We start from the raw sequence: 21,274 nt of genomic DNA, 5'->3' as shown, positions 1-21,274 counted from the left end.
TCCATGGCTTTAATCAAAACTCAAACCGACGAACCCATGACCGAGGATGAGCATGAGGAGACGCGCGACTGCAAGGGGTTGATGGCGCGCTTGTCAGCCGCAGATCCAAACACCCGCCGCTGGGCGGCGCGGGACCTGATGGATTGCCCGCAGGCGTCCGCCCTGTTGGCGGAGCGCCTGAGCCAAGAAGACGATATCTCGGTGCGCGAGGTGATCCTGACCACCCTGACCAGCCTGGGGGACGATCAGGCCGTGGCCGGACTCGTGGCCTGTCTGCGCAGCGAGGAACCGGCGCTGCGCAATGCAGCGATCGAGGCCATGCAACGCTTGCCTGACAAGGTGGCGCCCATCATGCGTGCTTTGCTCACCGACCCCGACTCGGATGTGCGTATTTTTGCGGTCAGTATTCTGCAATCACTCTGTCACCCGGAGGTCGAGACCTGGCTGCTCGAGGTGATCGATCAGGATTCCCACCTCAATGTGTGCGGCGTGGCGGTGGACTTGCTCAGTGAGGTTGGCACCGAGGCGGCTCGCGCGAGCCTGTTACGTCTCCAGGCGCGTTTTGCCGACGAACCCTACATTCGTTTCGCGACCGACCTGGCTCTAGGGCGTCTTCGTGAAGCCTGATCCAGACCCTGCCAACATCCGCATCAGCCGCGAAGAATTCGAGAAGTTTCGGGAATTTTTTTATCGCAAGACCGGTATTCACTTTGACGCGTCCAAGCGCTACTTTGTCGACAAGCGACTGATTGAGCGGATTGAGGCTACGGATAGTGGCACTTTTCGCAGTTATTTCTCCATGCTGCGCTTTCAGGCCGATGGCGATGAATTGCAGCTCTTGACCAACCTGATGACGGTCAATGAGACCTATTTTTTCCGCGAGGAATATCAGTTTGAGTGTCTGGTCAATTCGCTGTTACCGGAGATTATCGCCCGCAAGCGCGATCAGCGGACGATACGCATTTGGGTCATTCCATCCTCATCCGGCGAAGAACCCTATTCCATTGCCATTTATCTTCTGGAACGCTGGGCTGGCATTCGCCAGTGGGATGTGGAAATCATTGCCTCTGATATTGATACCCGCATCCTCGCCCAGGCGCGTCAGGGTATTTACTCAATGCGCTCGGTACAGCATCTCCCGGCCCACTACTTAAAGCAGTATTTCAAGCGCCAGGCCGGGGGCTACCAGATTTGCGACGATTTGCGCCAGTCGGTTGAATTCACCCGGGTTAATTTGTCCGAACGTCGTGATACCCGGGCCTATCGGGATTTCGACGTGATTTTTTGTCGTAACTTGTTGATCTACTTTGACGATGTTTCGCGCAAGAGCGCAACTGAAGCCTTCTATGACGCCTTGAAGCCCGGCGGTTTTGTGTGCCTGGGTCATTCAGAGTCCATGAGTCGCAGTTCGTCGCTGTATAAGGTGCGCAAATTCCCTGAGGCCATCGTCTATCAGCGACCCGTGGAGACGCCATGAAACGCATCCTGATTATCGATGATGCTGCGACGGTGCGCCTGTATCACCGCGAGATTCTCGAAACAGGGTCTTTTGTCGTGGAGGAGGCGATGAACGGCGTCGAGGCGCTGGAAAAGGCCTTGCAGTCGAGCTTTGACCTCTACCTGGTGGACATCAATATGCCCAAGCTGGATGGCTATGGTTTTTTGCGTGAACTGCGGAGTCGGGATCTGCCGCAGGCGCCGGCCATCATGATCTCGACCGAGGCGCAGGCTTTTGATGAGCAACGCGCCTATGCCGCAGGTGCCAACCTGTATCTGATCAAGCCGGTGAAACCCGATCAACTCCTGGCCCAGGTGCGGGTGCTGCTGGGGGAACTGACACCATGAATCCATTGCTGGAACAATTCCTGTCTGAGGCGCGCGACTTCTTACAGGGCATCTCCACGAAGCTGATGGAGTTGGAAGACGCACCGGATGATGCGGCCCTGATGGGGGAGTTGTTTCGTCTGGTGCATACCCTCAAGGGCAACAGCGGCCTGTTTGATTTTCCCGAAATGACTCGGGTGCTGCACGCCGGCGAAGATCTCATGGATGCGGTGCGCAACGGGCGGGTTGAGTATTCGCAGATTCTGGCGGATCGCCTGCTGAATGCCATGGATTTTGTTGGCATGCTGTGCGATGAAATCGAGTCAGAAGGCGCCATGGGCAGTACGCATGGCACCGATGCCGCCCGTCTTGGTGAGTCGCTGCGCGAACTCATGCAATCCGCTGACAAGGCACCCGATGAGAGCAGCGCGCCTGCGGCTGGAACTGCGGCAGATGTGGAAACGCCGGATGTGCAGACCTCGGCCCGGCTGCCGCTCGCCAACATTGCCGAAGCTGCGCGCATGGAGGCGTATCGACGCGCCAGTGCAGGCGATCCGCTGCACTGGCTGGCCTATGCTCCAGATGAGCAATGTTTCTATCAGGGCGATGATCCCTTTTTTCTGGTACGCCAGACGCCCGAATTGCTCTGGGGAGGCATTGAAGCACGCGAGTCCTGGCCGCCACTGGCGGATCTGGATGCCTATGCCTGCGTGCTGGACTTTGGCCTGCTGACCGCAGCGTCCCGTCCCGAGCTTGAAGAGCAGTATCGCTATGTCATCGATCAGGTGACCTTGACACCGGTGGCTCCACTGGCGCTGATTGTGCCCCAGGGCGATACCAATGGCGGGCCGGTCTACGATGATTTCATCAGCGATGCACAAGAGCTACTGCACGCCGGCGATTTGGCGGGCCTGTCGCGCAGCGTCGCCACCATGCTCGAACTGTCCAATCCTGAACTTTGGGTGGCCTCGGCCTTGCGCTGGCTGCAACTGGTGGTGGAAAGCGAGGCGGCAACCGCTGCCGCAACCCCGGCGATTGTCGATGCGCTGCTTGAATCACTGCATTCGATGGAGGTGCCCAACTGGGAGGGCGTTGACGCGACACTGCTGGCTGGCGAGAGTAGCGAGTCAGCGCCTGCGCCTGCATCAGCGCCGGTTGCGACCCTGTCCGCCGCACTGTCCGCAGAGGAATGCCAGGCGCTGGAGGCGATTGTCACCGCGCAGCGGGCGGTTTTGAGTCAGCCGGAGGATTCTGGATTGCTGCCTGGGCGGATTCAGTCTGCGGTGGCGGCCTTGTCCGGGTGTCTGCGTGCCTGTGGCGATCAGACGGCGGTGCCGTCGCTGGAAGCGGTAATGGCGGAAGCCCTGGCGGCCAACAGCGGTGCGGCCTTGCTGGCCTGGCTGGATGAGCGCTTTCCAGCGGGTGCATTGGAATTCACAGCGTCGGATGCGCAAAGTCCGACGCAATCTGCGGCCGAGTCGTCGCTCGACCACCAATCCGCATCGGCCCAAGCCTCAGCAACCAGCGCTTCAGCCGCATCGACTGCCGCGCCACCGGCAGCAGAGGGCGAGGTGAAATTTGGCCGCCGCGCCGAGGATGCCATTGCCGGTCCCAAGAGCCTCAAGGTCGATCAGACCAAAATTGACCGCCTGATGGGGCTGATCGGCGAAATGGTGGTGGCCAAGAATGGCCTGCCGTATTTGGCCAGTCGGGCTGAGGAGAAATTCGGCGTGCGGGAACTCTCGCGTGACATCAAGGGCCATTACGCGGTGATCAATCGCATCGCCGAGGAAATGCAGGACGCCATCATGCAGGTGCGCATGATGCCGGTGTCCTTTGTATTTCAACGCTTCCCGCGACTGGTGCGCGACATCTCGCGCAAGCTCGGCAAGGATGTGCATCTGGTCATGGAAGGCGAGGATACCGAGGCTGACAAAAACATCATCGAGTCGTTGGGCGATCCGCTGGTGCATATCGTGCGCAACAGTCTTGATCATGGCTTGGAATCGCCTGAAGCGCGCGCCGATGCGGGTAAGCCGGCAACCGGCACCTTGTCGCTGCGGGCCATGCAGGAATCCGACCGGGTGGTGATTGAAATCAAGGATGACGGTCAGGGCATCGACCCTGAAGTCATCAAGCGTAAGGCTTATGCCAAGGGACTCATCGACGAGGCCACCCTGGAACGCATCAGCAACCAGGATGCGGTGAACCTGATCTTCGCCGCCGGATTGTCAACCGCTGAGACGGTATCCGACCTCTCAGGGCGTGGCGTGGGGATGGACGTGGTGCGCTCGGCGGTGGAGAATGTCAATGGCTCCATCGCCCTAACCAGCGTCCTGGGGCAGGGCACCCAGCTGCGGATGTCACTGCCACTGTCGATGGCCGTGACCAATGTCATGATTGTGGTTTCTAACGATCAGCCCTTCGGTGTTCCCATGGATAGCGTGGTGGAAACTGTGCGGGTACCCCGGTCAAGCATCCGCACGATCAAGCGCAGCCTGGCTACGGTATTACGCGGTCATGTGGTGCCGCTTAAGTCGCTGAATACTTTGTTGGGTATTGAGGCACCACATCAGCCGAACGCCGATGATGAACTGGCCGTGCTGGTGGTGCGATTGGGTGATGAAACCCTGGGTCTCCTGGTGGATGATTTTCGCGAAACCGTCGATATCATTCTCAAACCCATGACTGGTGTTTTGGCGAGTCTGTCGGCCTATTCCGGTTCGGCCCTGATGGGGGACGGTTCGGTGCTGATGGTGCTCAATGTGAAGGAGATCCTGTGATGCCCATCGAATTCCAGTCCGATCAGGCGGTGTTGCTTGACATTGTGACGGTCGAGGAAGCCGAAACCTTGTTGGAGTGGTTGCAGGAAAATCCAGCAGCCAAGGTGAATTTGGCCGATTGCACGCATCTGCATCCGGCCAATTTGCAAGTCTTAATGGCGGCAAAGTCCGGTATTGATGCCTGGCCAAAAGAAGCGGGTTTGCGTGCCTGGCTTGAATCCGCTTTGAGCGACTAACCTCAGGAAGATGTAAGAATGCCCAAAAAAATTCTGATCGTGGATGATTCCACCACCATGATCTACAGTGTCAAGACGACGCTGGAATTGCACAAATTTGAGGTCGAGACGGCTGGAGACGGTGTCCAGGCACTGACCAAGCTCAAAGGTGGTGTCAAACCCGATCTCATCATCACTGATATCAACATGCCCAACATGAACGGGCTGGAACTGATCAAGAACGTGCGCGCACTGCCAGGATTCCGTTTCACTCCCATCCTGACGCTGACCACTGAGACGCAGGCGGAAAAGCGCGATGAGGGCAAGAAGCTCGGGGCTACCGGCTGGTTGGTGAAACCGATAGATGGTCCCACTCTGGTGAAGGTGATCAAGCAAGTACTACCCGGCGCCTAAGGAGATGGCTCGGCCACCTGAGACCTAAGTCTCCTGGCGAGCTGGCCGAGTTAAGCCGATGCCAGCGTTTTCATCTGCTCGGACCAGAGCTTGGGTTGCTGATAGGCGGCGGCCCAGTCCTGCAGACGCTCAGCCGTCATGGGGCGGGCGATACCATAGCCCTGGACGCGATCACAACCTAGGCGCATCAGCAGGCAGCCATGCTCCAGGGTTTCCACGCCTTCGGCGATCACCACCAAATCAAAGGCATGGGCCAGCCCGATGACGCCTTCGACGATGGCACGGTCTTCCGGATTATCGAGCATGTTGCGCACAAAGCTCTGATCGATCTTGAGCGTACGGGCGGCGAGGCGGCGGATGTAGGTCAGGGATGAATAGCCGGTGCCGAAGTCATCGAGCGCGAAGGACAGCCCAAGCTTGATGCCCTGGTGAATGACCGTGCTGACCAGATCCAGGTCATTGAGTGCGGCCGTTTCCAGAATCTCCAGCTCAATGTCCTCGGCATTTAGGCGGGAGTGCTGGCCGATGCAGCCCGAAACATCCTGCATGAAACTCGGTGTGAGCAGCGAGTAGGCTGAGATATTGATATGCAGGCGCAGGTGCAGTCCGCTGGCGTCCCAGGCTTCTTGCTGGGCCAGAGCTTCGCTGAGTACCCAATGGTCGAGTTGACGGATCAAGTCGTTGCCCTCAATGGCGGGCAGAAAGTCCCCTGGCGCCAGCAGGCCACGACGCGGATGCTGCCAGCGCACCAGCGCCTCCACCGACTCGACGGCTGCGCTGGAGTCCTGACGCATGTTGACGATGGGTTGATACAGCAGTCGCAATTCGCCGTTTTCAATCGCCTGCTGGATGTCGCGCAGCCGCTCACGGTTGGCAATGCCCAGAGGATCCTTTTCCGGGTCGAAAAACTGATAATTGTTCCGTCCGCATTGCTTGGCTAGGTACATGGCGTGGTCGGCGTGGCGCAACAGGCTGTCGGCATCGCCATGATCTCCCGGGTACAGGGTCACCCCGATACTGGCCGACACCGGCAGCGGCTGTTCTTCGATCAGGCGTTCGTTCAGGCCGCTGAGCACTCGATCCAGGATGAGGCGGCAGGCGTTGCGGTCACCCACATCGGCAAACAGGAGCGCGAACTCGTCACCGCCCCAGCGGGCGATGGTGTCGCCAGGACGCACGCAGGAGACCAGGCGCGCGGCAACGGCCTGCAAGAGCCGGTCGCCGATTTCATGACCGCATTGATCGTTGACGGGCTTGAAGTCGTCCAGATCCAGATAGCAGACCGCCAGGTGGCTATTCTCGCGCTCAGCCACGGCAATGGCCTGGCTCAGTCGATCCAGTAGCAGCCGGCGGTTGGCCAATCCGGTGAGATGATCGTAGTACGCCAGCTGTTCCAGACGAATTTGGCTTTCGAGCAGCGCCTGTTCGTGCATCTTGCGCTGAGTGATATCACGGGCCACGCCGGCCAAGCGGATAGCATGCCCCTGGGCATCGCGAATGGCGTCACCGTCGGTTGCCAGCCAATGGGTTGAGCCGTCGGGCCAGATGACCCGGAATTCGATGTTTAGCTCGGCGCCATCCTCGACGCTGGCCTGAATGCTGTTGCGCCACTGCGCCAGATCCTCGGGGTGAATGCAGGAAGCGATCTCCTCGAAGGTGCCGCGAAATGGACGCGCGGGCAGACCCCACATGGACGCCATGTCTTCGGACCAGGTCACCTGATCGGTGTCGGTATGCCATTCCCAGATCGCGGTTTTGGACAGTTGCAGGGCCAGATACAGGTGTTCTTCAGTATCGCGCAAGGCATCCTGCATGCGCATCCGTTCGGTGACATCCTGCGCGGCGCCGTATAATTTAGTGGGCTTGCCATCGGCATCGTAGATGAACTCACCATAGTCCTGAATGAACCGCAGGCGTTGATCATCCGGGCGGATAATGCGGTGCTGATGCACATAGGGCACTTGTTGTTCCACCGCGCGCTCAATGGCCGCCAACATTCCGGTGCGATCCTCGGGATGGATAATGCGCAGCAGTCGATCCAGGGTTGATTCACCCGGCTCAATGCCATGGATATGGCACCAGTGCGATGTGGGCAGAAAGCGACCGCTGTTGGGTACCAGTGCCCAACCGCCGACCTGAGCGAGACGCGCCACATGCGCGAGCATGTGGTGGCACTCGTTAAGCCTTATTGGGTTTTTATGCGGAAGTGTGCTCAACTGCGTGCTTGGTCCCTAGCGTGTTGAAGACTGCTTGTCATGGGGTGGGGCGATGCGGCTTGCTGGAGCGGTGAATTGACGGGAACTGTAGCAATTGTATCGGCTTTTTCGGCCGGGATCATTAGGATTTGCCGCCGCTGCGCGCCCGGGGTAATCTGCCGTGCCCGAAGCAATTCACTGACCACGACTGATTAGTTTCTAATGAATGACACGCAAACCTACCGCATCGGTCCCATCCAACTGGCTCCAGGCGTTCTGCCACACCATGCTTGGAGTTTTTTGGGCGTCGGCTTTCTGTCCATTGGGCTGATGACCTTCATCGCCATTGGGCAGACCTATATTCTTAATGAGCATCTGAGAATTCCCGAGTCCGAGCAGGGTGGTATCAGCGGCAATCTGGTGTTTCTGACCGAAATTGTAACCCTGCTATGCTTTCTGCCGGCCGGCATTCTCATCGACCGCCTCGGGCGACGCTCCATCTATGCGGTCGGTTTTTTGCTGCTGGCACTGACGTATATCCTGTACCCCTTGGCCAGTTCGGTTGGTGAGCTGTATTACTATCGGGTGATCTATGGACTGGGCGTGGTGGCGGTGGCCGGGGCCTTGTCCACGGTGCTGGTGGATTATCCGGCCGAGGTATCGCGCGGCAAGCTGGTGGCCACCATTGGCGTGCTGAGTGGTTTAGGGATTGTTTTTACCAATCAGGGCTTTGGCGCGGTGCCTGAAGCGCTGGTGGCGGCCGGTTACAGTGGTGATCAGGCCGGGCAGCTGACACACTTGATGGTCGCAGGTCTGTGTGTTTTTGCAGCAGTGCTGGTGATGTTGGGTCTGCGCCCCGGCATTCCAATTCAGCGCGAAGAGCGATCCAGTGCACGTACGCTGTTTAAGAGTGGTTTTGCTGCCGCACGCAATCCGCGCGTGGCACTGGCTTATTGTGCAGCTTTTATCGCGCGTGGGGATCAGTCGGTGAACGCAACCTTTCTGATTCTCTGGGGCACCCTGGCGGGCAAGGCCGCTGGCATGGACGCTGGCGAGGCGGTGAAAAATGGCACCCTGATCTTTGTGATTGCGCAGATCGCGGCACTGGTCTGGGCACCCATTCTTGGGCCGCTGATGGATCGCATTGATCGCGTCAGTGCTCTGGCGCTGTGCATGGTACTGGCGGCGATCGGCAATCTGTCGCTGTTGTTGCTCAATGATCCACTGGCTGGACAGGGGGTGATTTTTTATATTTTACTTGGCATTGGACAGATCAGTGTCTTTCTCGGGGGGCAGTCTCTGATTGGTCAGGAGGCGCCGCGCGAGACGCGCGGGTCGGTGCTGGGCGCTTTTAATATCTCCGGAGCCATCGGTATTTTGCTGATTACGCTGGTTGGGGGCTATTTGTTCGATGCCATTGATCCACGCGCGCCCTTTGTGGTGGTGGGAGTGATCAATATCCTGTTGTTTTTCGCCTGCCTGGGCGTGCGTTGGCGCGCCGGCGCGGTGCAGGCGTGAAGCCCTGGTATTTCGTGGTATGGTCGGGGGCTGAATATTTGCGATGCGGGTGACAGCGATGGTTCAGAAAACCCCGGCCAATGGTTTAGCACCTGGCACCAAGTTGCGCGAGCTGCTGATTCGCGAGCCTATCGGTGGTGGTGGCTCTGGTATCGTGTATCTGGCTGACCATACGCTGTTGGGTGCAACCTATGTCCTGAAGGAATTCCTGCCTGCTGACCTGGCGCAACGCCTGGACGATGGTCAGGTCGCGCCGCAGCCGGGCAAGGAGGCGCAGTTTGAGCATTTGCGCAAAAAGTTCCTGCAGGAAAGCCGCATGCTGCAAGAACTGGCGCGCCCACGGCCGCATCCGAATCTGGTCATTGTGGCGGATGCGTTTCAGGAAAATGGCACCGTCTATTTGTGCATGGTCTATGAGGCCTCCAATACGCTTGAGGATTTTCTGGCCAGCCGGCCGCAGTTGGATGAAGCGCGCATCAGCGCCTGGCTGTTTCCGCTGCTTGATGGGCTGGCGCATGCCCATGCGCGCCAGATTTGGCATCGGGACATTAAGCCGAGCAACATTTTGCTGCGCGACGATGACAGTCCGCTGTTAATTGATTTTGGGGCGGCGCGCTGGGTGCATCCGGACAGCGAGCAAACCCTGATCCGTCAGCTTACACCACAGTTTGCTGCACCCGAGCAAGTGTTGCGTCATGGGGAAGTCGGTCCCTGGACGGATGTCTATGGCATGGCGGCGACTTGGTATTATGCCTTAACGGGCCAGTCACCCATGCAGCGTCCACTGACCAAGGACTGGCAGGCGCCCTATTTGGAGCGTTTTAGCCCGCGTTTTCTCGATGCCCTTGATGCCGGGCTGACCAGTGATATCAGCGAGCGGCCGCCGAGCATCGCTGCCTGGTTGCGGTTGTTCGGTGTGGAACCGGCAACCCCGGCGGCTTTTGGTTTGGGGCCTGCTCCGTCGGCTGCGGTCAAACCGCGCAAGAATCCAACCTGGGGCATGGATACCGAGGCCATTACGCAGCAGTTTGCCCCGGAGGCTGAGCTGGATGCATTTGATCAGCCAGTGGCTGCTTTACACTGCTCGCCTGAGTCTGTCATCGCTCCGCCGGCAGGGCCTGAAGCCAGTGTCGGGTGGAACGATCAACAACCTCAACCCCGGCGTTGGCCACTGTGGCTGGCGTTGGGGCTGGCTGTGATTTTGCTGATTATTTTGGGGCTGGCCTTGCTGCTATTCTAAATCATCTAACATCATTGAGTGTCTGCTATGTCCGCTCGTGCTCTTCAATCATCTACTCGCACTACCCTGGATAATATGTCTGGAAGCGCGGATCAGGACTTGAAGGTTAGCTGCGGCATCCGCGCAACCGTTCAGATTAGCAAAGATTCCGAACGGCTCATGGGGCGCATCGTCGGGGTAAGTAATGGCGAGGTGTTAATGGTGCGGGTCGCACCGAACGCCATTTTCCGGGATATTCGTGATAACTGGCCCGATCTCATTGTGCGTTTTGCTGCCGAGGGCTATGTTTACGGGTTTCTATCATCCATTCTGGGAACCCTTGAGCAACCGGCGGTGGTGTTTGTTAAATGGCCGCAGCAGGTGAAATCGGTCAAATTACGGGTTCATGAGCGCGTGCCCTGCTTTTTGAATGCCAATTTGCACATTGATGCTCTGCACTGCGATGTGGCGATCACCGATTTGTCCGCTGGCGGGTGTCGCATTACGGTTGCCAAGGAGAACCAGGAGGCCAAGGCCGCTTTGGCCGTCGAACAGAGTATTTCGCTGGTGTTGTCAGCCGGTAATATTGGCTCTCAAGGCATTCGCGGCCGTATTAAGAGCATCACCGAGGATGAGAATTCACGCTGTGGCATCATGTTTGAGGATCTGAATCAGGATCAGCAACTGGCGATTGACCAGTTGATGGATGATATTAAGGCGCTGTGGTGACAGGAGAGACCGGGGTTTGCGACTGCGGGCAGGGAATTATAGGGGCGTTTGGGCCAGTCCCGACCAGAGTTCCACCAAATCGGGAAACTTCCATTGAGCCGGGTCTTCACGACTCAGGATGCTGTCATTGCAATGCGGTGCGGATAAGTCAATCACGGCCGTCGGGATACGGGCATGCGATGTGACTGAGTAAAAGGCCTTGACCTTGGGTTTAAGCAGAGAGGCCTGCGTCTGTTCCAGCACCACGCCCAACTTCCCCGACGCCAGTTTTACCAGCGAACCAGTGGGATAGATACCCAGGCTTTTGACAAAGGCGTGAAACACGTTTTGATCAAAATGGCCTTGAGACCATTCCGCCATCTTGCGGATCGACTCAGCGGGATTCCAGCCTTCCTTGTAGGGACGGTTGGAGGTGATGGCATCATAGACATCGCAGACAGCGCCCATTTTGGCAATCAGGCTGATGTCGCGATCACGCAAACCCTCCGGGTAGCCTGAGCCATCGACTTTTTCATGATGATGCAGGCAGACATCCAGGGTTGTGGTATCAAATGATCCTTCCGTTTTTAGCAGTATCTTATGACCTTCGCTGGGGTGCCCGCGTATGATCGCGAACTCTGCGTCGGTCAGCTTGCCTGGCTTGTTCAGGATCTCCAAGGGAATCTTTGCCTTGCCCAGATCATGCAGCAAGCCCGCCATGCCGGCGAGGTGCAGCTGTTCCTCGTTGAGATGCAATTGCCGACCCAGCGCCGTCATCAGGGCGCAAACGGCCACTGAGTGCATATAGGTGTAATCGTCAGCGGTTTTGAGTCGGGCCAGACTCAGTAAGGCTGAGGTGTTGCGGATGACGGATGAGGAGATTTCCTCCACCAGGGTGCGCGCGCTGGCTGAATCCACCGCCTTGCCCATGCGTGTGTCCTCAAACATGGAAATCATCGCTTGTTTGGAGCGGGTGCAGATTTTGGCTGCGCGATTGATCTCTTCGCTGAGGGAGACTGATTCTATGTGATAGTGCGCGTTGGCCGCTTGCTGGATGCTGGCTTCCACCTGGGCCTGGCTTTCGGCTTTTTCAACGACTTTTGTGCCCTTTGGCGCATCCAGCCCCTTGGATGAATCGATCCAGACTTCCTTGATACTGCTGGCACGAATGCTGGCGAGATCCGTTTTTTCTTCCAGTAAAAAACTTGATCGCCAGAAGGGATGTTCCATCCAGGAACCGCAGAATTCTTTGATGTACATGCCAAGTACAAGTTGATCAATATGAATTTTTTTTAGCATGGCAGTTCGCAAGTTAGGGGGTGGCCGTTCGGGATGTTGAGGCTGTTTGAAATGTTTGGTTTAGAGTTCGTCACCGCCCATGAGTTCTCGTTCTTTGCTGTCGGCGGTGGTGGAGACCTGCTTGATAATGGTGGCGAGTGTCTGCCAGTCGGTTTCGGCGGGGATTCTGGCGCGGAAGATGCCTGCCGCCTTACCAACAAAGCTGCCCAGTTCCCAGGCGCCCAAGTGGTTCGCTGCATTATCTTTTAGCAGTTGCATGGTGGTCTCAACGGAGAGGGCATCATCGGTTGACAGGTAGCCGACCGACCAGATGTCGCGCATGGTGATCTCTCCGATGGGGTTTGCTGCGGTGGCGATGAAGGTTAGTTGAGTGCGGCCGTTGTTGACGGACTGTATCAACCAGATGGTGCCGCCGTCGTTGATTTTGTAGGCGATGCCGGCGGCGTCAAGTTGCTCTTGAATGCTGGCCGGTTGATGTGTCGGCTGTGGCTTTTTCTCCTGCTTCTGCTCCTGCTCTGGTTCTGGTTGCGGGGCTGGTGCTGGTGCTGGCTTTGATGTTGGTGCTGGTGAGCGGTCCAACGGCGCTGACTCGGTTGCTTGAGGGGGCTTGGGAGCCGGGGGAGGGAGCGTCGGAGGTACCGGGCTGGTTGGCTCGGAGGCCGCTGGTTCAGGAATGGTCTGCGGTTGCAGGGATTGAGCAGAAGGCTGTGATGGGGGCACTGAGGGCTGCATGGCCAGCGTGGGTGTTGCCGCAGTCGGTTCTGGTTCGAGTTCTGGCTCTGGTGTTGAAGGCTGCACCGGGGCTGCATCGGTGCGGATGGCCAGCATCAGGTTATCCGCGTGCGCCGAGGCGTGATACCCGAGTGGGAAGGGGAGTGCGTGCACCTGATTGGCGTTGGCATATGCCTGTCGCAGGGCATTTTGCTGCCGATACAGCGGATCGGTGAATACCGAAATGGGGGGGCTGTATTTGCCAAAGAAGGTTCGTGTCCAGTCCTCTGCGGGGAAGAAGCGCAGTGGCATGCCGGAGTCTTCTTGCAGACTCAGCCGGGCGCGGTCGCGAAACAGGGTGCAGGCGTCCTGAAAGCCCTGGTGATGGCACAGGTAACTGGCGGCCTTCATGTAGAGGTTGGAGCGGGGCAGGTCGGACAGATAGCGTTGCAGGCCTGGGGCGTTGGCGAGTGCCTGATTGCTGAGATCCCCACGCCAGTACCAGAGTGCACGAATGCGGGCGCTGTGCGCATCCTGAAAGGCGATCCGCGCTCCAGTGGCTTTGGCGACAGGTGTGCTGTGTGGAATACCCTGGTCATCGAGTCGCAAATAGGTGATGTCTTTGATGACATGGCCGCGATGGACAATGAAATAGCTGAGTAGGGGGACGGTGCCGTTGCGCAGAAAGTCCTGGCGCATGGCTTTGGTGCGAAAAAACGTCAGCCGCAACAAATCCTCGGTGGCTTGAATCACGCCGTTGTAGTAAGCGCTGTTGAGGCGCTCGCGTCCCGGGATCTCGCCAAGCGGCTCCAGGCCGAACATATAAATGTTGGTTGCCTGTGGAAAGAACAGATCGGCATAGAGGAAATCGGCCCCAGCAAAGGGGTAGAGCAGATCGTGGTTCTGGTGCACATCCTTTGGCAACCATTGTGCGCGGAAAGCTTCCACCTTGGCCGCCTGCGACTGGTCGTAGCGTGCCCAGATGTGTTGAATTTGTTCGTGGTAGCTTTGCCAGGCCGGGGAGCGCATCAGATCAGCATAGGGCGATTGCTTCGCAACTGGCAGTCCGGCCAGGATGCGGACCAGATCGTTCAGCGGGTTGGAGTCGATGACCGACGCTGGGCTGGCTGTGATTGCGCCGGTCGCGCTGGTGCTGATGAGCGCCAGAAGCAAACACAGGATGGAACGGCGCCGGGACGCTAGGCAGAGAAAATTCATCATGTGGAGTGCACTGCTTAGGAAATCTGCGGGAATGGGCTGAAGGCTTGTGAATCAGCCGGCGGAGTTGCTGGTGTCCGGGCTTATTTGGCGGCGGTCAATTGGATCAAGGATGTCAAAGGTTGATTGGTGACGCGCACGGGTGTGCCAACTGAAACCGAGTTGAATAGGAACTTGATTGCATCGGCATGCATGCGGTAGCAGCCTGAGGAGGTCGCCCGGCCCACGCTCTGGGGTCGGTTGGTGCCATGAATGCGAATATAGGGAAAGCCCAGGTTCAGTGCGTAGGCTCCGAGCGGGTTGTGCGGTCCCGGCCCCATGCTGCGCGGGAGCCTTGGGTTGCGCTGGCGCATCTCCGGTGGTGGTGTCCAGGTGGGATGGGGACGTTTTTGGGTGATTTCAGTGTCGCCAAAAATGTGAAACGATCGATGGCGTCCGACGGCCACCGGCCAGACGTAGATGCGGCCGTCTTGCGCTTGGTAAAGCAGTTTGCGATCAGCGGTGGAAATCAGAATGGAATTCGGTCCCAGGGGGGATGCGCTGTATTGCTTGTTTAGACCGCCGTGGCCAAATTGGGGCGGGGGAGGCAATGGGACGGGTGCTGTTGTGGCACTGGAGGCACTGGGGGTCTGGGTGGTTGGTGCGGCGGGCGCAGCTGGGGGCGGATTCTGAGGTGGAGGTTTATTGGCGTTGCTGGTGGCGCTGTTGGCCGCTGGTTGGTCCGGGGTGGCGGTGTTAGCGTTAGCGCTGGGTGCGCTGGGCGTAGCTGGACGCTCGTGTGGGGCGAGTGTGACAGGCAGGCATTCGGCGCCGCGCTGGCGCAGGCTGGCGCAGATGGTATCGCGCAGGCTTGTGTTGGCGACGACCGCTCGCAGCGCGATATAACCATTGAATTGTGAATACACCGGTGTTGCATTGGCCAGCAAGTCAGGGAAGCGGCTCGACAAAGTTTGCCAACCCTGTTCAGCCATTGCGCGCTGGTGATAGAGCGCGAGTTGCAGGCCGGGGGACTGGTCACTGGACGGCTCACGTGGGTTGGTTCTGGAGGGCGGAGGAGGGGAGGCTAGAAGACTGGCGGTTGGAGGCTGTTGTAACGCTGTGCGGTCTTGGGTTGCAGGAATGGCTGCAGGTGTTGACGTTGGCGGCGGTGGTGATGGTGTGCTGGTTTCCAGGGTTGGTGTGGCCGTTGGATCATCGGCAACGTTGGCCTGGCTGATAAAACATTGCTGACCCACTTGGCGCAGTTGTTGGCAACTATGTTCAGCTTTTCCCTGATCGGCTACTCCAATTAATGTATAAACCCAGTCACGTTTTACCACCTGTGGTTTAAGCCCAGAGATGGCTTGCGGACTCTGTTCACGCAGCTGGTCCCATGCGCGCCAGGCAGCCGCTTCCTGTGGATAATCGGCAATATGCACCACCGGGTGCGTGGCAGCGGGTGCAGGGCTGGACAGTGCAAATAAGGTGGTAACAAGGACGGTTGGCGACAGGAGGTCGCGATGCAGCACTCTGGAGATCATAATTAGTTTTTCTTAGGCTTCTCGGCAGGGAGCTTTCGGGCGGCGGCTTGTTTGTATTGTAGCAGCGCTGCGTGAAAAGGGAGCGGCACCGGAGCTGTGTTGCTGCACGTAATCTCTTAAGATCTGTGGATAACATCAGGAGACTGTTATGAACTTGGTGGCCCTTCTGCCTGTGCTATTGATCGGTGTTGCCATGCCGCTGGCTGCGGGTGATGGGCAGGTGCCAGTAGTGGGCAAGCCGCGTCAAGCGGCGGTGCGGCAGATTGTTATTCATGCCACGGGTGGTCCGGATTGTGATGCGTCGCGCCGTTTTCGGGGGGGTACTCTGGCGGGAATTGTGCAGCATTTTTTGCGCAATCAGGGCCGGATCAGCATTCATTATGTGATTGGACGCGATGGCTCCATCGTGAGCATGGTGCCGGAGTCTCAGGTGGCCTACCATGTGCGCGGGCACAATCAGGATTCAATTGGTATTGAGCTGGTCAATGATGGGGATGGCATGGATCCGTTTGATGCGACGCAGATCGACCGCCTGATCGCTCTGCTGCGTGAGCTGCTGGAGCGCTATGGGCTGGATGTGACGGCCATCAAGTCGCATGCCGAGCTGGATGATTCGACCATTGATTGCAACGGCATTGAGATGAAACGCAAACAGGATCCAGGGCAGGCGTTTCCCTGGCAGCGAGTGCTGAACGCGCTGAGTTAAACCAAGTTGGCTTGGCCTCAAAGGATCGATGGCGGAAAATTTCCGTGTGCGGGCAGTCGTGGAATTACGACCCCGCTCGCTCGTGCCAGTGAATTCGATGCCCTGTTCGGCCTGCTCGCCAAGTGCAGTCAGTCAGAATGGGATGTCGTCGTCGAAGGGTTCGTCGATGTCTGGGGCTTGGCTGGGGCCGCCACTGTTCTGGGGTGGGGGCTGGTGTGGCGGGGCCGGGTGTTGAGCCGAGTGCTGCTGAGCTGGGGGTTGTGCTGGCGGCTGGGACTGTTGGGCGCTGGGTTGATCGGGAGAGGGTTGGTGCGCTGGGGCCGGCGCGGCGGCAGCAGAGTTGTCGTGTGCTGCATCGCTGGACCAGGGGTTGGGAGTAGCGTAGGCACCAGCGCCACCCCCATCGCTGGTGCGGCTGTCGAGCATTTGCATACTGCCGGTGATATCGACGACCACCTCGGTGGTGTAGCGATCCTGGCCGTCCTGGCCCTGCCATTTGCGGGTGCGCAGCTTGCCCTCAATATAGACTTTGGAGCCTTTGTGCAGGTATTGCTTGGCGACTTCGGCGGTGCGGCCAAAAATCACAACGCGATGCCATTCCGTGCGTTCCTGTGGCTCGCCGGTGGTTTTGTCTTTCCAGCTTTCGCTGGTGGCGAGCGACAGGTTGGCGACCGGGTCGCCGCTGGGGAGGTAGCGGACATCCGGGTCATTACCCAGATTTCCGATTAGAATCACTTTGTTGACACCACGCGAAGCCATTGGGGTTCTCCATCGCCATCGGTTTTCATTGATCGGCATCTTGCCCAAAGCGGGTGCGCCTTGTCCAGCGCAGCGCCAGCCGTTATTCGATTAAGACCTGGGCGCTGGCCCTGGCTCCTGCGGCATCAATCAGCAAGATGTCAGCGAATCCCTGCCCATCAGGATGCCATTGGCTGCTACGCGCGAAGGCTTCCCGCTGGACGGTGCCACCATTGATGATCCAGGTGAAGGGGGCGTGGCCACCGCGTGCTTTCAAGGCCAGGGTCGGACGGCGGACGCCGTGATTCTCCAGTCCCAGCTCTAGGTCGACGCGAGCGCCGTCGGGTGGATAGGCGATCTGCACTCGTGGCGCTGGCTGGCCAGCGCTGTGGCTGGATTCAACCCGCTGCAGAGGCGGCGGGAGCTGCGCACTGCTCAGGGTCAGGATGCCTTCGGGGGCGGGCGGCAAAGGGCTGGGGGAGCCGAGACGGGTGAAGGCGTCGATCAGAATCGGCACAGCGGTCCCGGCGCCAGTGAGTTCGCTGACCGGGGCGCCATCCGGGCGCCCCACCCAGACGCCGACCACATGGGCGCCGTCAAAGCCCAGCGCCCAGGCGTCGCGATAGCCGTAGGAGGTGCCGGTTTTGATGGCAATGCTCGCTGCGCCGCTGTGCTGGGCATCGGCGCCGGACAGGATGGAACTCAGGTACCAGGCGGCGCGTGCCTCCAGCACTGGGGCCTGAGTAGCGGATTGGCGTGCTGATGGGGGGGTGTTGGGCCGGATCCATTCGCGCAAGGCGATCGACTGGCCGCCCCGGGCAATGGCGGTGTAAAGCGCCATCAGGTCGCGCAGGCGCAGACCCACGCCACCGAGCGCAATGGCCAGTCCGGCGGGTCGCTCACCCGGGCGTTGCGCCTGAACGCCGGCACGGCGCAGCCGTGCGAGCAGGCGAGCTGGGCCGACGCGTTCGAGCATGGTCACGGCGGGCACATTGAGCGAGCGTTGCAGTGCCTCGCGCACTGTGACGGTGCCGGCAAAGTCACCGTCAAAGTTGGTCGGGGCATAGTGGCCGAAGCCGCTGGGACGGTCTTCGATCAGGCTTTCGGGATGCGCCAGGCCCAGCTCGAAAGCCAGCCCGTAAATCAGCGGCTTGAGTGTCGAGCCGGGGGAGCGCACCGCGTCTGTCATGTCGATAAAGCCATGACGGGAAGCATCGGTATAGCCGGCTGAGCCGACGGAGGCCAGAATGTCGCCGCTGCGATGATCAACCACCATGAGGGCCAGGGACAGGCGTGGCGCTAGAGTGGTGGCCCGCGTCTGGGCGAGCTGTTCGAGTGAGCGTTGCAAGGGGGCGGAAAGGGTGAGTTGCAGCTGCGGTGCTTCAGAGTGGTGGCGCGCCCAGTAGCCACTGCGATGCGCAGCCAGACGCGGGAGCGGCTGTCGGGTGTGCGGGATGGGGGCCGCCATCGCCTGCTTGGCCGTCTCGCGATCGATCACACCTTGCGCGGCGGCGCGGGCCAGCACTCGGTTGCGTGCGGTTTTGGCGGCCTGGGGATGGCGATCCGGGCGGCGGCGCTCCGGTGACTGGGGTAGGGCGACCAGCAGGGCGGCCTGGGCCGGGCTCAGGTGACGCGGTTCCTTGCTGAAATAGGCCAGGCTTGCCGAACGCACGCCTTCGAGATTGCCGCCATAGCCAGCGTGCTGCAGGTAGGCGCGCAGAATCTCGCGCTTGCTGGCCTGGCGTTCGAGCGCCAGTGCGCCGGTGAGCTGCTGCCATTTGCCGCGCAGGGAGTGGGTGGGTGTCTGTTCGAGCAGGCGCACCAGCTGCATGCTGAGCGTGGAGCCACCAGAGACGATGCGCCCGTGTCGGAGCAGTTGCACCAGAGCACGTGTCATGGCGGCCCAGTCGATGCCTGAATGGGCCAAAAAGCGCCGATCTTCCCAGCACAGCAGCAGGTCGATCAGCAAAGGATCGAGGTCGTCTAAGGTGAGCGGCAGACGCCAACGTCCGTCGGCGACGGGCAGGGCGCGCAGCAGCCGCCCGTCGCGATCAAGAATCAGCCGGGAACTGGGGGTAGTCAGACTGGGTGCCGGCTGCATGTGGCTGCCCAGGCTGAGTACGGCGAGCAAGCCAAGTCCGGCGACCAGGAGCGCAGACAGGCCCAGGACCAGTAAGGAAGGCTTCGCTTGGCTCAAGCGATCCGCGTGCGTTGATGTTTGAACCGTCACCAAGGGCTATAATTTTTGCTGCAATCCTGCTGCTACTCTAACAGGTCACACGCACATGGCTGATTTGCTCGCGCTGGGCTGGCCCGCAGTCCTGACCCTATCAGTCGTTATTTTGTGTTTTTTGCTCTTTGCTTGCACGCGCATCGCGCCGGATCTTGTCACCTCCGCCGGGTTGACCCTGCTGCTGGTGACGGGGGTGCTGACGCCGGGCGAGGCGCTGGCGGGTTTTTCCAATCCGGGCATGTTGACGGTGGCGGTGCTCTATGTGGTGGTCAGTGGCTTGACCGAAACCGGGGCGGTGGGCTGGATCAGTCAGTCGCTGCTGGGGCGCCCGCACGGGGAGGCGCGCGCGCAACTGCGCTTGATGCTTCCAGTGGCGGGGTTGAGTGCCTTTTTAAACAATACGCCGGTGGTGGCGATTTTTATTCCCGCTGTGGTCGATTGGGCGCGGCGCAATGGGTTGCAGTTATCCAAGCTGCTGATTCCGCTTAGCTATGCCAGCATTGCCGGGGGCACCTGCACCCTGATTGGCACCAGCACCAATTTGGTGATCAATGGGCTCTATGTGGAACGCACCGGGGCAGCGGGGTTTGGGCTCTTTGAGCTGGCCTGGATCGGCGTGCCCCTGATTGCCGCTGTGGTGATCTTTGTGCTGTTGACCGGACGCTGGTTGCTGCCGATGCGCGCGCCGGCGGCGGCGGGGTTTGAGGATGTGCGCCGCTATACGGTGGAGATGCTGGTGGAGTCTGGCAGCGCCCTGGTGGGCAAGAGCATCGAGCAGGCCGGGTTGCGGCAGTTGCCGGGGCTGTTTCTGGTCGAGATCGAGCGCCAGGGGCGCAGTATTCCGGCGGTGTCCTCTCAGGAACCCCTGTATGGTAATGATCGGCTGGTGTTTGCCGGGGTGATTGACTCGGTGATGGATCTGCAGCGCATTCGCGGTCTGGTACCGGCGACCAATCAGGTGTTTAAGCTCGGCGGGCCGCGGCAGGACCGTTGCTTTGTCGAGGCGGTGCTGTCGAACAAATGTCCCTTTATCGGCTTGACGGTGCGCGAGGGACGTTTTCGCACCCGCTACAATGCCGTGATTATCGCCCTGTCGCGCAATGGTGAACGGGTGCAGAGCAAAATTGGCGATATTGCGCTCCAGGCCGGTGACACCCTGTTGCTGGAATCGCGCCCGGAATTTGTCGTGCAGCAGCGCGATTCGCGTGATTTTCTGGTGGTTAGTCAGCTCGGCGACCAGCATCCGCTGCAACATCAGCGTGCGCCTGTGGCGATTGCCATTGTGAGCGCCATGGTGGCCCTGGCCGGGTTGGGGCTGTTCAGCATGCTGGAGGCCGCGCTGCTGGCCGCCGGTGCCATGCTGATCACCCGCTGCACAGCCGGGCATATCGCCCGCCGCGCGCCGGATTGGCAGGTGCTGGTGGTGATTGCGACCTCCTTTGGCATTGGGGCGGCGTTGGAGAAAACCGGGGTGGCGACGCTGTTGGCGGATTCGCTGATCGGGCTGGCCCAGGGTGATGCTTGGTTGTCGCTGGCGCTGGTATTTGTTGCGACCGCTTTTCTGACCGCGCTGGCCACCAACAATGTCGCTGCGGTGCTGGCGTTTCCGATTGCACTGGATACGGCGGTGCAAATGGGTGTCGATCCCACCGCCTTTATGGTGGTGGTGATGGTGGCGGCGTCCGCAAGCTTCGCCACGCCGATTGGTTATCAGACCAATCTCATGGTGTTTAGCGTGGGGGGCTATCGCTTCGCCGATTTTGTCCGGGTTGGTACGCCGCTGACCGCCTTGGTGGGGATGATAACCGTGTTGCTGGTGCCTCTGATTTGGCCGCTGTGATCACTTTTTCCGCACTTAAGCTGCGCTAGGTCAGTTTTTTTCTTAACACCCAAATAGTAAAAGGTTAATATGGCCGGGTGAGCCACTAAAGCTCCATGTCGCCGTTTGATCGACGTTCGCCGTCAGGCGCTGT

At 59.4% G+C, this 21,274-nt stretch carries 17 protein-coding genes; 11 read left to right on the top strand and 6 right to left on the bottom strand.

Annotation, left to right across the window (positions count from 1 at the left end):
• The first annotated feature begins 3 nt into the window (after positions 1 to 3).
• From CKO36_RS02940 to CKO36_RS02915, 6 genes are read left to right on the top strand one after another with little or no spacing between them, the layout of a single operon-like run.
• Positions 4 to 627, top strand: a complete 624-nt coding sequence (locus CKO36_RS02940; RefSeq protein WP_200280324.1) for a HEAT repeat domain-containing protein — start codon at positions 4 to 6, stop codon at positions 625 to 627.
• The gene (locus tag CKO36_RS02935; RefSeq protein WP_200280321.1) at positions 617 to 1,477 is read left to right on the top strand and encodes a CheR family methyltransferase; all 861 of its coding nucleotides are present in this window, start codon (positions 617 to 619) and stop codon (positions 1,475 to 1,477) included. Before CKO36_RS02940 ends, CKO36_RS02935 begins: the two co-directional genes overlap by 11 nt.
• The gene (locus CKO36_RS02930; protein WP_200280318.1) at positions 1,474 to 1,845 is read left to right on the top strand and encodes a response regulator; all 372 of its coding nucleotides are present in this window, start codon (positions 1,474 to 1,476) and stop codon (positions 1,843 to 1,845) included. Before CKO36_RS02935 ends, CKO36_RS02930 begins: the two co-directional genes overlap by 4 nt.
• A complete protein-coding gene (locus tag CKO36_RS02925; RefSeq protein ID WP_200280315.1) occupies positions 1,842 to 4,607 on the top strand; it encodes a chemotaxis protein CheA in 2,766 nt (921 codons plus the stop codon). Before CKO36_RS02930 ends, CKO36_RS02925 begins: the two co-directional genes overlap by 4 nt.
• Positions 4,607 to 4,843: a hypothetical protein gene (locus CKO36_RS02920; RefSeq protein WP_200280313.1), complete on the top strand. Its 237-nt coding sequence runs from the start codon at positions 4,607 to 4,609 to the stop codon at positions 4,841 to 4,843. The genes CKO36_RS02925 and CKO36_RS02920 overlap by 1 nt, the downstream gene beginning before the upstream one ends.
• A gap of 18 nt (positions 4,844 to 4,861) precedes the next feature.
• Positions 4,862 to 5,236 carry a response regulator gene (locus CKO36_RS02915; protein WP_200280310.1) on the top strand — a complete coding sequence of 125 codons (375 nt, stop codon included), beginning with the start codon at positions 4,862 to 4,864 and terminating at the stop codon, positions 5,234 to 5,236.
• Between the two features lie 50 nt (positions 5,237 to 5,286).
• Here CKO36_RS02915 and CKO36_RS02910 read toward each other — a convergent pair whose 3' ends face one another.
• On the bottom strand, positions 5,287 to 7,401 hold the full coding sequence (locus tag CKO36_RS02910; protein ID WP_200280307.1) for a putative bifunctional diguanylate cyclase/phosphodiesterase: 2,115 nt from the start codon (positions 7,399 to 7,401) through the stop codon (positions 5,287 to 5,289).
• 252 nt (positions 7,402 to 7,653) lie between these two features.
• Between CKO36_RS02910 and CKO36_RS02905 the strand changes: the two genes are divergently transcribed.
• The 3 genes from CKO36_RS02905 to CKO36_RS02895 all read left to right on the top strand — a co-directional run bounded on the left by CKO36_RS02905 (position 7,654) and on the right by CKO36_RS02895 (position 10,897).
• A complete protein-coding gene (locus CKO36_RS02905; protein ID WP_200280304.1) occupies positions 7,654 to 8,949 on the top strand; it encodes an MFS transporter in 1,296 nt (431 codons plus the stop codon).
• 58 nt (positions 8,950 to 9,007) lie between these two features.
• Entirely contained in the window at positions 9,008 to 10,189 is a 1,182-nt protein-coding gene (locus tag CKO36_RS02900; protein ID WP_200280302.1) for a serine/threonine protein kinase, read from the top strand.
• 99 nt (positions 10,190 to 10,288) lie between these two features.
• Positions 10,289 to 10,897, top strand: a complete 609-nt coding sequence (locus tag CKO36_RS02895) for a PilZ domain-containing protein (RefSeq protein WP_200280299.1) — start codon at positions 10,289 to 10,291, stop codon at positions 10,895 to 10,897.
• 36 nt (positions 10,898 to 10,933) lie between these two features.
• Here the strand turns inward: CKO36_RS02895 and CKO36_RS02890 are convergent, their stop codons facing one another.
• The 3 genes from CKO36_RS02890 to CKO36_RS02880 form a co-directional block, all read right to left on the bottom strand.
• Positions 10,934 to 12,175, bottom strand: coding sequence for a cyclic di-GMP phosphodiesterase (locus CKO36_RS02890; RefSeq protein WP_200280296.1), 1,242 nt, complete (start codon positions 12,173 to 12,175; stop codon positions 10,934 to 10,936).
• A gap of 60 nt (positions 12,176 to 12,235) precedes the next feature.
• Complete coding sequence (locus tag CKO36_RS02885; protein WP_200280294.1) at positions 12,236 to 14,107, bottom strand: hypothetical protein; 1,872 nt, start codon at positions 14,105 to 14,107, stop codon at positions 12,236 to 12,238.
• 80 nt (positions 14,108 to 14,187) lie between these two features.
• On the bottom strand, positions 14,188 to 15,624 hold the full coding sequence (locus CKO36_RS02880) for a L,D-transpeptidase (RefSeq protein ID WP_200280291.1): 1,437 nt from the start codon (positions 15,622 to 15,624) through the stop codon (positions 14,188 to 14,190).
• Positions 15,625 to 15,772: 148 nt separating this feature from the next.
• On the opposite strand from CKO36_RS02880, the gene CKO36_RS02875 reads away from it, so the two are divergent.
• Positions 15,773 to 16,330 (top strand): N-acetylmuramoyl-L-alanine amidase, encoded by a 558-nt coding sequence (locus CKO36_RS02875; protein WP_242469350.1) that lies wholly within the window; start codon positions 15,773 to 15,775, stop codon positions 16,328 to 16,330.
• Positions 16,331 to 16,462: 132 nt separating this feature from the next.
• Here CKO36_RS02875 and ssb read toward each other — a convergent pair whose 3' ends face one another.
• Both ssb and pbpC read right to left on the bottom strand, forming a co-directional pair.
• Positions 16,463 to 17,089: a single-stranded DNA-binding protein gene (gene ssb / locus CKO36_RS02870; protein ID WP_200280288.1), complete on the bottom strand. Its 627-nt coding sequence runs from the start codon at positions 17,087 to 17,089 to the stop codon at positions 16,463 to 16,465.
• A gap of 82 nt (positions 17,090 to 17,171) precedes the next feature.
• A complete protein-coding gene (pbpC, locus tag CKO36_RS02865; protein ID WP_242469349.1) occupies positions 17,172 to 19,265 on the bottom strand; it encodes a penicillin-binding protein 1C in 2,094 nt (697 codons plus the stop codon).
• An 88-nt stretch (positions 19,266 to 19,353) separates the two neighbouring features.
• Here pbpC and CKO36_RS02860 point away from each other — a divergent pair, with 88 nt between their 5' ends.
• Positions 19,354 to 21,141, top strand: a complete 1,788-nt coding sequence (locus CKO36_RS02860; RefSeq protein WP_200280285.1) for an SLC13 family permease — start codon at positions 19,354 to 19,356, stop codon at positions 21,139 to 21,141.
• The last annotated feature ends 133 nt before the right edge of the window (positions 21,142 to 21,274 follow it).

This window comes from Rhabdochromatium marinum (genome assembly GCF_016583795.1).
GTDB lineage: Bacteria > Pseudomonadota > Gammaproteobacteria > Chromatiales > Chromatiaceae > Rhabdochromatium > Rhabdochromatium marinum.
This window is presented reverse-complemented; position numbering and strand designations above follow the sequence as displayed.

Bases quoted from the DNA above. Each gene is read 5' to 3' on its own strand.
- CKO36_RS02920 (WP_200280313.1), top strand. From the start codon at position 4,607: ATGCCCATCGAATTCCAGTCCGATCAGGCGGTGTTGCTTGACATTGTG.
- CKO36_RS02915 (WP_200280310.1), top strand. From the start codon at position 4,862: ATGCCCAAAAAAATTCTGATCGTGGATGATTCCACCACCATGATCTAC.
- CKO36_RS02905 (WP_200280304.1), top strand. From the start codon at position 7,654: ATGAATGACACGCAAACCTACCGCATCGGTCCCATCCAACTGGCTCCA.
- CKO36_RS02930 (WP_200280318.1), top strand. From the start codon at position 1,474: ATGAAACGCATCCTGATTATCGATGATGCTGCGACGGTGCGCCTGTAT.
- CKO36_RS02860 (WP_200280285.1), top strand. From the start codon at position 19,354: ATGGCTGATTTGCTCGCGCTGGGCTGGCCCGCAGTCCTGACCCTATCA.
- CKO36_RS02940 (WP_200280324.1), top strand. From the start codon at position 4: ATGGCTTTAATCAAAACTCAAACCGACGAACCCATGACCGAGGATGAG.
- CKO36_RS02890 (WP_200280296.1), bottom strand. From the start codon at position 12,175: ATGCTAAAAAAAATTCATATTGATCAACTTGTACTTGGCATGTACATC.
- CKO36_RS02880 (WP_200280291.1), bottom strand. From the start codon at position 15,624: ATGATCTCCAGAGTGCTGCATCGCGACCTCCTGTCGCCAACCGTCCTT.
- CKO36_RS02900 (WP_200280302.1), top strand. From the start codon at position 9,008: ATGGTTCAGAAAACCCCGGCCAATGGTTTAGCACCTGGCACCAAGTTG.
- CKO36_RS02910 (WP_200280307.1), bottom strand. From the start codon at position 7,401: ATGCTCGCGCATGTGGCGCGTCTCGCTCAGGTCGGCGGTTGGGCACTG.
- CKO36_RS02925 (WP_200280315.1), top strand. From the start codon at position 1,842: ATGAATCCATTGCTGGAACAATTCCTGTCTGAGGCGCGCGACTTCTTA.
- CKO36_RS02885 (WP_200280294.1), bottom strand. From the start codon at position 14,107: ATGATGAATTTTCTCTGCCTAGCGTCCCGGCGCCGTTCCATCCTGTGT.
- ssb (WP_200280288.1), bottom strand. From the start codon at position 17,089: ATGGCTTCGCGTGGTGTCAACAAAGTGATTCTAATCGGAAATCTGGGT.
- CKO36_RS02875 (WP_242469350.1), top strand. From the start codon at position 15,773: ATGAACTTGGTGGCCCTTCTGCCTGTGCTATTGATCGGTGTTGCCATG.